Origin of the sequence: Salinimicrobium maris, from assembly GCF_049680855.1 — a bacterium.
Classification (GTDB): domain Bacteria; phylum Bacteroidota; class Bacteroidia; order Flavobacteriales; family Flavobacteriaceae; genus Salinimicrobium.
Map to the genome: position 1 here is coordinate 235,479 of NZ_JBMPGS010000004.1, position 10,725 is coordinate 246,203.

At 41.2% G+C, this 10,725-nt stretch carries 7 protein-coding genes; 6 read left to right on the top strand and 1 reads right to left on the bottom strand.

The genetic code is table 11. The annotated features are described in order from the left end of the window. Positions 1–136: 136 nt before the first annotated feature. The 4 genes from ACOV1Q_RS13415 to ACOV1Q_RS13430 all read left to right on the top strand — a co-directional run bounded on the left by ACOV1Q_RS13415 (position 137) and on the right by ACOV1Q_RS13430 (position 5,179). Positions 137–1,393, top strand: a complete 1,257-nt coding sequence (locus ACOV1Q_RS13415) for a type IX secretion system plug protein (protein WP_424494914.1) — start codon at positions 137–139, stop codon at positions 1,391–1,393. A 31-nt stretch (positions 1,394–1,424) separates the two neighbouring features. Then, positions 1,425–2,483, top strand: coding sequence for a DUF3667 domain-containing protein (locus tag ACOV1Q_RS13420; protein WP_424494915.1), 1,059 nt, complete (start codon positions 1,425–1,427; stop codon positions 2,481–2,483). Positions 2,484–2,485: 2 nt separating this feature from the next. After that, on the top strand, positions 2,486–2,872 hold the full coding sequence (apaG, locus tag ACOV1Q_RS13425; protein ID WP_424494916.1) for a Co2+/Mg2+ efflux protein ApaG: 387 nt from the start codon (positions 2,486–2,488) through the stop codon (positions 2,870–2,872). 426 nt (positions 2,873–3,298) lie between these two features. Further along, positions 3,299–5,179, top strand: coding sequence for a ScyD/ScyE family protein (locus tag ACOV1Q_RS13430; protein WP_424494917.1), 1,881 nt, complete (start codon positions 3,299–3,301; stop codon positions 5,177–5,179). Positions 5,180–5,351: 172 nt separating this feature from the next. Here the strand turns inward: ACOV1Q_RS13430 and ACOV1Q_RS13435 are convergent, their stop codons facing one another. Further along, on the bottom strand, positions 5,352–6,065 hold the full coding sequence (locus ACOV1Q_RS13435) for an NRDE family protein (RefSeq protein ID WP_424494918.1): 714 nt from the start codon (positions 6,063–6,065) through the stop codon (positions 5,352–5,354). A 139-nt stretch (positions 6,066–6,204) separates the two neighbouring features. On the opposite strand from ACOV1Q_RS13435, the gene pruA reads away from it, so the two are divergent. Further along, positions 6,205–7,833, top strand: coding sequence for an L-glutamate gamma-semialdehyde dehydrogenase (gene pruA / locus ACOV1Q_RS13440; protein WP_424494919.1), 1,629 nt, complete (start codon positions 6,205–6,207; stop codon positions 7,831–7,833). Between the two features lie 299 nt (positions 7,834–8,132). Further along, the gene (locus ACOV1Q_RS13445; RefSeq protein WP_424494920.1) at positions 8,133–10,568 is read left to right on the top strand and encodes a hypothetical protein; all 2,436 of its coding nucleotides are present in this window, start codon (positions 8,133–8,135) and stop codon (positions 10,566–10,568) included. Positions 10,569–10,725 lie beyond the last annotated feature (157 nt).

Sequence of the window (10,725 nt, forward strand, 5' to 3'; positions counted from 1 at the left end):
AAATCGTGGCAAATTTACACATTTTAAAGGAACACTTCCCAAATAAAACTCAATTAATTCCTGTAGATCGGTGTTAAAAATGCAAGGATAATGACAGTTACAAGATTTTAAGAATTTTTCAATTATATTTGAGCGCATGAAGAATTTCCTCATCTTACTTTCCCTGCTCTTCATTACTATTCCGGCTATACAGTCACAGACATTAGCCAAGGAAGTGCTACCACCTTCCTACATAAGAACGATCGTTTTTGGTGGTGACGAATTTATAAGCGGCACGCCAGTTATAAGGCTCGGTGAAAATATACAGCTGGAATTTGATGACATTATTGGAGATGAAGCCAATTATTATTACACCATAGAACATTTTAACTATGACTGGACTCCGTCACAATTGGTGAAAACCGAATATCTTGAAGGTTTTGATAATCTGCGCATCGACAACTATAGAAATTCCTATAACACGCTGCAGTTATATTCTCATTACTCGCTAAGAATTCCCAACGCAGATACGCAGGGCCTAAGAGTTAGCGGGAACTATCTCTTAAGCGTATTTAATGAAAATCGCGAACTCGTTTTCTCCAGGAAGTTTATGATTTTTGAACCTCTGGCACAAGTTGAAGTAGAAATAAGAAGACCCAGAGATGTAAAGCTTATTCATTCACAGCAGGTAGTCAATTTCAAAGTAGAATCCCCAGATTTTATCCTGAAGAACCCTGAAGAAACTGTCACTGCAGTTGTTCTGCAAAACTACAACCTCAAAACGGGGATATACAACATCAAGCCCCAGTACAATCTGGGAAATGAATTGATTTACAGGTATGATAAACTCACCTCATTCTGGGCAGGGAATGAATACCTGGATTTTGACAGTAAAGATCTTAGAGCCGCAAATGCAAGCATTGGAAGAATAGAAGTGCGCGATCTTTATCATCATTTCCTTTACCGTGATAAAGTTCGTGCATTTGAACCCTATACTTACAATCCCGATATTAACGGAAGCTTTCTTATTCGAACTTTGCAAGGTCAGGAACCCGATATAGAAGCTGAATACGTCTGGACACATTTTTCTTTAGAGACTTTTGAACCCCTCGAAGGGGGAGAAATTCATCTCTATGGCGCATTTAACAATTTCGTTTTAGATGAAACCACCCGCCTGTCCTATAATTCACGAACAGGAATGTACGAAACCGCCCGCCTATTCAAGCAGGGATTCTACAATTATAAGTATGTTTTTGTTCGAAACGATGGAATTCTAGACGAAGGTTTTATCAGCGGAAATTTTTCCAAAACCGAGAATCTCTATACCGTACTTATCTATTACCGCCCGCTTGGTGGACGATATGACCGAATTATAGGAGCCGGAAACGCCAATTCCATTAACTTATCAAATTAAAATATATATTTGATAAGGTTTTTATCACGGAATGGAATCTCAACGTAAGCTTTTAAAATACAGGGGAAGAGAATGCCTCAACTGTTTCCAGCCGCTTGACAGGAGTGAAAAATATTGTCACTACTGCGGACAATTAAACAGCACCAAAAAGCTTTCCTTCAATGACTTCTTTAATGAATTCTTTGCAGGTATTTTCGCTTACGACTCCAGGATTTACAGAACCGTTAAAGCTCTGCTTTTCAACCCGGGAAAGATTTCTAAAGATTATATAGAAGGCAAAAGACAACGCTACGCTAACCCCTACAGGTTTTACCTTAGCGCATCTATTGTGTTTTTCATTATTTGGGGACTAACACATGATTACGATAACTTTAGTGATACCAACTCAACAGAAGAGATTCAGGAAATTTCGACCGAAGTCGATTCTATCATTGCCAACGCGAGCAACACTCAGAATGATTCTGGAATATCAAATCTATTCAATAGCAGGTCCTTCGAAGAATCCTATATTTCTCAGAAAGAGCTGGATACTATGAGTGCATTTCGCAGGACAAGAAAAAAGCTTGATATCTTTCTAAAACACTACAATGACACAAAAATAGCCAGTTCTGTAAAAGCGCTGGAAAAACTAAACTATCCGCCCACTTCTTTTAATAAATGGCTTTATAAGAAAGCAGTAGATCTACACCTCCTTTCTTCTAATTCGGGCTTATTCCTTAATTATTTCCTGAATAAACTCCCCTTCATAATCTTCTTTTATTTACCCGTATTTGCCCTTTTCATTTGGCTGGTTTATGCTCGCAGACCCTTCACATATATGGAGCATCTTATTTTTACTTTTCACAACCAAACGCTGTGGTTTGTACTTTTTAGCATCGCAATTCTTACCGACTACTCCTTCGAGACCAGCTGGGCAGAAACCGTAGGCACCCTACTTTTCCTTTTCTATCTCTACAAAGCAATGAGAAAATTTTATAAACAGGGGAGAGTTAAAACCATTCTAAAGTTTATCATTATAAATGGAATATTCTTTATTTTAGCCTTTGTGGCTGCACTTTTTTCACTGGTGGCCTCATTCGCAGTTTACTAACTATGGTACAGCAAGTTACAAGAGGAATCAAGATATCTATTGAAACTAGTTTTGAAGGCACCTTCTTTAGAAACTACAAAGTACATTTTGCCTTCGGGTACCGCATAACCATAGAAAACCAGAGTAAAGATTCTGTACAACTCACCTCCCGTTTCTGGCGGATCAAGGATTCTTTGAACAATACCGAGATAGTAGAAGGCGAAGGAGTTATTGGTCAAAAGCCGGTTTTAAAACCTGGAGAGATTCACACTTATAAGAGCGGCAGCCTACTCACTTCCCCTTTCGGCTCCATGGGCGGTTTCTACAACATGGTGAATTTCACCTCTACTCGTAAATTCAAAGTAGCCATTCCCACTTTTCAGTTAAGTGCCCCCTTTGCATTGAATTAATTTTTCAGCAATCCAAAATTTCTGAAGGTTATCAAAAGCTCAAATTCTTCCAGAAGCAGGTGCTCAAATACCTTTTTTAACACCTCTACCTTTGAATAAGGCTCTATAGATTCTTAAAATAATTATTAGTTACATTTTTCCAGTCAAAAACTATGGTAACCGCTGTAAACACAAATTATAATTAAACACTGGGCTACAAAATTTGAAATTCCTTTTTATTCTCTGCTTATAATCACCACTTCTTATGGGTGTAAACACCTATTTACCAGATCATTAAATTGATTATCTTTATAAAATCTATAAAAAGATTTGCTCCCCCTCAAAATTATAGTCCGCAAGATTTTCACAACTATGCCATTCAGAAATTCTGCAATAGGATTTTCGAGCGACACTATTAACCAGTTAAGTTTTAATATTATGAAAAGAATGAAATTTTACCTAGTTGCAAGTACAATCATGATGCTAATTGCGACCTCTTGTAGTAAGGATGACAACGTTCTTAATAGCGCTGAACTTGAGAAGGCCACCCTTTCCTTTGGACCTGAATTAATAGATCATACAAACAAGGCAGGGCTAAAACAATCTCTGGATAATCTGCCTGAGTGTACAAATGATGAGCCTTCCTATGTCATGATCATTCTTTCCCAGGACGGAACAGATGTTGTTGGCACAGAAGGAGCACCTTTCAGGGTAAATCTTGCCCCAAATCAGGATTTCACGGTTGAAGCCCCCGAGCTTCAGCTTAGTCCGGGGCAATATTCTCTGGATTATTTTGCCGTACATAATGGTGCAGGCGATTTGATCTGGATTGCGCCCAATGACGGAATGTTTTCCAGCTACTTTGATGATCCAATGCCTATAAACATTGAACTTGGTGCCGGTGTCAAAAAATATGTAGAAGTAGCTGTCATGTGTTTCGATAACAGATTCGTCAATGAGTACGGCTATTTGTTCTTTGATCTTGAAACTTCAGAAGCCATGGAGTTTTGCCTCTTTGCCAATTACTGTAATGAATCAGGCCGGCATTATCCCGCAGCCTTCAGCGTAGATATCTGGCTCGGCACAGACAATAGCGGTACTCCAATTTATTCTAATTCAGTAAACAGTACTTCAACCCAGGGCGAAGACCCATCGGCCCAACCATTATGTTTCGCTTTACCAAATCTTTCTGAATTTGCCGATAGCGAAGATTATATTTATTTCGAGATCACCCTCCTGGACTGGGAAGGAGTTTATGGAAATATAGAGAACGAAGTGATTACAGGTACTTTAAGCAGAGAAGACATTCAGGCGAATTTTGAAGAGGATGGATCTGTTAATTATGAGCACATAAGATTTGGTTGTGAAGTAGAGAATCCTGCCCAGTTTAGTGGCCCTTTATTTGATCTTGAAATTTTATCAACCGGTGATATTTTGGTCGCAGATGCCTCGGCAGGAATAAAGAATCTTTCCGGAAGTCTCCTGGTGAACCTTCCCGGAGTGAACGCTCTAAGCCAGGCAGGAATAGAAACGATATGGGCTACCACAGGTCCACCTGCTGAAACAACCATGGATGTGAACCAGAGGTTATACCGCATAATTAATAACAATGCCGTAATGGTTGCCAATCTTTTTGAATTTGAAGCAACTTATAATCCTGATGGCGAAGACGTGAATTCCAATCCTTTTGATGTTCAAGCATTATCCGAAAATCTAGCCCTGGTGATAGATGCCGGCGCGAATGATCTTCTTCGCATTGATAATGAGGGTAATATTGACATCGCGGCGATTTTTCCTTCGGAAGTGGTATCTACAGAAAATATTAAAAGTATAGTCGGCTGCCCCGGCTCGGCAGATGATCTTTGTGATTTACCACCCATGATGCCTGCACAGGCCGTACCAACCTCCATTGTAATTGGCCCTGACGGGTATTATTATGTAGGTGAATTAAAAGGATTTCCTGCCCCCACAGGTGCGTCAAATATCTGGAGGATCGCGCCCGGTGCCTTAAACGCCACCTGCGGATCAAGCCCCGATTGTGTGAAGGCATTTGACGGCGGTTTCACCTCCATAATAGACATGAAATTTGGGGAAGATGGATTGCTCTATGTCGCTGAAATGGACTCCAGAAGCTGGTTTGCTATGGAAGTTGGCCAGGGCGAAGGAGGAAGGATCCAGGCCTGCGATCCACAAACGCTTGACTGTGATGTGATCGCCAGCGGTATTCCCATGTTGACTGCAATTACCATTGATGAGAATGGTGAACTCTGGGCTACCAGGAATTCCCTTGTCCCCGGAATGGCCGAAGTAGTTAAGGTTCCTCTATAGTCAAAAATGCCGTTCTGATTACTCATTTTTGACAAATGAACTGAAGGATATTGATCATGCAATTTATAATATAGTCCGGATCTCCCAGAGCCGGACTATTCTTTTTACGAAATTTCACTCTCTAAAAACTGACCTGCAAAGCTATTTTTCCCACCGCCAAACCTTCAGGTCTTCAAATTTTCAAATTGGATTGAGTTTCTTCATCTTTTTCTAGGTCGTTATAATAAAAATTTGCTTGCTCTTCAAAAATGACAATTTGAGATACACTTTTTGTTTTTACAAATCCGCGGTCCATAACAAGTCCAACATTCTTGTCACCTTTTCCCGCTGAAAAATGAAAATCCAGCAATGCTTCCGGAGTGAACTCCTTCGATTTCTGAAACTCCTGAAACCACTTTTCTCGCATCTTTTTCATTTCAGAAGAATATAAAGGACTAGACGACCATATGTAAGGCTTCAAGGGCAATTCTTTAAGGTGTTTATGAGTTCCATCCCACACAAATTCGGTTAAGGAAAGTTCACTTTGCCATTGGGCAACAACCATAGTGAAAGGTTCGACTTCAGCAAGGTCATAAGCTTCCGCAGCTGTATGAAAATTATCCGCAACAAGGAGATCTTTCAGCACCAGTCCCCTGCTCTTCGCGTAAAAAGGCTTTCGCACGTGCTTTTCGAATCCGCCGTTCATCAAACAAATCACCCGCTTCTTTTCACTTACTGCAATCCAGGTTCCGCCTGCTACAGCATCCTTAGGATAAATAAGTTTTATTCCATTTTCAGTATAAAGCTTTGGAAAATAGGTTTTTCGTCCTGCCGATTCATCCCGGCTGGAGGTAAGAATGAATTGATTTGACTTTTCAGAAACGGGAACAAAAGTTATGGTGCACATTTTATGAAATTACTAAGAAACCGCCATTAAAAAACAAAAAGTTCACTTAAAGTTGAAGAAATTCTATTGCGGTTAGAATTCTTTTAATTTTTTTACATTTACAAAGCATTTTTAAGAACAAATAAAACGAAAACATATTATGGGAAAAGGTGTATTTCAAGTTCCTCAGGCGGTAAATGAGCCTGTAAAAACATACGCGCCGGGAACGCCTGAAAGGGACCTGGTACTACAGGAATACAAGAGCCAGTACAATTCAAAAGTGGAAGTTCCGCTTTATATTGGTTCTGAAGAAATTAAAACAGGAGACACCGCTCCAATGAGTCCCCCGCACGATCACCAGCATCAGCTGGGCGTGTATCACAAAGCTTCAAAAGAACATGTGCAAAAGGCCATTAGCAGCGCAATGGAAGCACGCGAGAAATGGGCGAATCTGGAATGGGAGCAGCGGGCAGCGGTCTTCCTAAAAGCTGCAGAACTTATTGCAGGTCCATATCGCTACAAGATCAACGCCGCAACGATGCTGGGACAATCTAAGAATATTTATCAGGCTGAAATTGATTCTGCCTGTGAACTTATTGATTTCCTACGCTTTAATGTGGAATACATGACGCGTATTTACGAAGAGCAACCAGAATCTTCTTCAGAAGCATGGAACCGTTTGGAGTACCGTCCTCTTGAAGGATTCGTGTATGCCGTTACGCCATTTAACTTTACGGCGATTGCAGGAAACCTTCCCTCGGCTCCCGCATTAATGGGAAATGTTGCTATTTGGAAGCCAAGTGATTCTCAGGTATATTCTGCCCGTGTGATCATGGAAGTATTTAAAGAAGCCGGGTTGCCAGACGGTGTCATCAACATGGTCATGGGTGATCCAAAAATGATTAGTGATACAGTACTTGAAAGCCGCGATTTCTCCGGACTTCATTTCACCGGAAGCACCACCGTCTTCAAGAACCTGTGGCAGCAAATTGGAGAAAATATCCATAATTACAGATCATATCCAAGAATTGTAGGAGAAACAGGAGGAAAAGACTTTATTATTGCGCATCCTTCGGCCAATCCAAAACAAGTGGCCACCGCAATTTCCAGAGGTGCTTTTGAATTCCAGGGGCAAAAATGTAGTGCTGCATCCAGGGTTTATCTTCCTAAGAGCCTATGGCCAGAAATTAAAGACTTTGTTACCGAGGATGTTCGATCTTTTAAAATGGGATCTCCCGAAGATATGAACAACTTCATTACCGCTGTCATTCACGAAGCATCTTTCGATAAACTTGCCAAGTTTATTGATGCTGCAAAAAATAATGAGGAAGCCGAAATAGTCGTTGGAGGAAATTATGATAAATCCAAAGGATATTTTGTTGAGCCCACGATCATCCTGACTTCAAACAAGAGGTACAGCACGATGTGTACAGAGCTATTTGGCCCTGTGGTGACGATCTATTTATATGAAGATGATAAATGGGAAGAAACATTAAAAGAAGTTGATGAGGCTACTGAATATGCCTTAACGGGAGCCATTTTCTCACAGGACAGATATGCAGCCGCTGAAGCAACAAAATCACTTCAAAATGCTGCCGGAAACTTCTATATAAATGATAAACCAACAGGAGCCGTTGTAGGACAACAGCCATTTGGCGGTGCTCGCGGTAGTGGTACGAACGATAAAGCAGGTTCTATTCTCAACCTTTACCGATGGATCTCCCCAAGAACCATTAAAGAAACTTTTGTAAGCGCTACAGATTACAGGTATCCTTTCATGGGAGAATAAATTTCCTGAACACAATTACGAAAAGCCATTCAAAAATGACATTTTTGAATGGCTTTTTTTATTCTGAAGGATTAGAGGTTTTCTTCTAGATAGAAGAACCACATTCCAACTTTTAGTTTAATAATATTTTTCCTACAACTTTCTTCGGAAGAAAACTCCTACATCAACTTTTCAGCAGCTTAGCCAAATTATTTTCTGTTGGTCGAAATTCTTAAAATACAGCCGGATTATATTGTAATTTGGTTGCTCTAAAGCCTCTCCCCCCAAAGCTTTACCCCTATTTCATCTGAAACCGGAATATGATTGGAAAAGCACATTTTCTATACTTGCTGTTCGCTATTTTTTTCCTGCCCATCTCTTCATTTGGCCAGGCCTGCCCTACATCGGTATCTATAAAATCTACTCCAGGAACCGTCATTTGTGAGGGTGAATCGGTTGAATTTAGCGCCAGTACAAGCGTAGGAACGAATCTCACTTTTTCATGGAAAGTCAATAATCAGTTCTCTGGCTCCGGAAAAACGGTAACAATTCCTGCGCTGCAAGATGGGGACCTTGTCGAAGTGGAGGTAAGTTCAAAAGATGCGCCCGGTTGTTTGAAAACCGATGAGGTTAGAATTCAGGTAAATCCAAATATCTCAGGAATTGCAAAAATTAAAGCAGGTAACACTAAAATTTGTCCTGGGGAAACGGTAAACTTCAGCATTGATTTCATGACACATCCCGGTAGTAATGCCAATTATAAATGGCAGCTCACCAGGAATGGCACAACCAGTATTGTAAGTACTTCAAACAATCTTTCTGATAATATTTTTAAGGAAGGCGACAAAATTAAACTTGTCATAGACCCCTCTCTTCCATGTTTTCCTGCCTTTGAAAGCAACAGTATTGTAATTACTGAAAATTCAGGTCCGCCGGCCACTCCCGGAATCATTTCCGGAGGAACATCTGTTTGCCCGGGCTCCAGCGTCACCTACACAATTTCAGAAGTGGCAGAAGCAAACGAATATATCTGGATGCTGCCAACCGGCTGGACAGGTATTAGCAGTACGAACTCTATCACGGTTACTCCTGGAAAAGTCGGCGGAACTATAACTGTAAAAGCAAAAAACTCCTGCGGAACCAGCGCCCCACAATCTCTTGAAGTTACCTCCAGGACTGGAACACCCAATACGCCAAATGCAGTTGAAGGACCGGTGAAAATTTGCCCTAACACTACCGTGACCTATGAAGTGCCACCGGTTGACGGTGCCAAGGAATATTTCTGGAAGCTGCCGCCGGACTGGACGGGCAGCAGCACGACCAATACGATCACGGTTACTACGGGTGCACAGGGAAGCCGTATAATAGAAGTACAGGCCGGGAATGACTGCGGGCAGAGTAAATTTTCGAGCCTGGAGGTTCTGGTAGAAGCCGGAACACCTGCAATTCCTGAACCTATTAACGGCCCTCATGAAATTTGTGCCGGAGCTAATGGGACCTATTCAATTCCTGAAGTGCCCGGCGCCACTGAATATGAATGGACGCTGCCGCAGGGCTGGACTGGCATAAGCAACACCAACAGCATAGATGTCACCACCACCTCCAATAATGGCGAAATCGCAGTCATTGCAAAAAATAACTGCGGAAGCAGCGCCTCCAGAAAGCTGGAAGTTACCATTGCCCCGGGAATTTCTACCAATCCCGTGGAAATAAGGGGAAACACTTCGGTTTGTGCAGGAGAAAGCACCACTTATTCCGTTTCCCGAGTTTCCGGGGCAACCTACAACTGGAGCATTCCCAACGGGTGGAATATCGTTCAGGAAAACGGGAATGAAATAATAATCGTCGCCGGAAATGAAGCTGAAAATGACATTTTGGAAGTACTCATTAAAGACCAGTGTGGAAACAGTCTTTCCCGCAGTGTAAGCCTCAGTATTAATCCTGGAAAACCTGTAATTTCAGGAATTATTGCGGGTCCACAACAGGTCTGTTCCGGCAAAAATGAGATTTATTATTCTATTTCTGCTGTTGAGAGTGCTACCAATTACACATGGAATTTCCCCACAGGTTGGCAATTGATCAACGGAATGGGAACCAATGTGGTAAGCGTTATTCCGGCTGCACGAGGCGGCGAGGTTTCTGTGGTAGCAGAAAATGGCTGCGGAAAAAGCAATAGAAGCATCTTCACAGTAGAAGTTGAAAATGCAGTTCCTTCTCAACCTGACAAAATTTTCACGAACCTTTCTGAAGATCTTAATATCTGCAATTCCGAAGCTGAGATCACTTTCTCTGTTCCTCCGGTTCCTAATGCCACAGCATATCACTGGACTTTCCCTGAAGGGTGGAACGTCATCGCTGGTGAGGGCACAAACTCCGTAGTTATCACTGCAGACAAATATTACGAGTATTCAAATCCAATGTCGGTCACAGTAGAAGCTGTGAATTCCTGCGGAAACAGCGCGCCCAGGATACTCGAAAATGTTGTTTGTGAACGTAATTTTGAAGAGCAGGTTAATGGAGGATTAAAAGTAATATACGTTAGCCGGGACAGGCAAATTCTTATTGATAATCCAAAAATGCGGAAAATAAAGCTGGTTCTTTTGCATAATTCAGCGGGACAGGAAACAGAAACTTATCTCAATATTGACACCATGAAAAGAATCGTACTTCCGGTTCGTTACGCTAACCCCGGTTCTTATTTTGTACGCATTCATTTTGAGGAAGGAGTGTTGACCAAACAAATCATGCTGAACTAGCGTTTTAAATCCTGAAAGTTTTCTCCTTCTTTACTCATCTCATTTTACATCAGGTTTTACCACTCAACGCAGTTTTTTACCCTTAAACTCACATTTAACATTAAATTTATTGTAAGGTTCTACTTACAAAAAGAATAAAGTTCAGAATTATAAACCT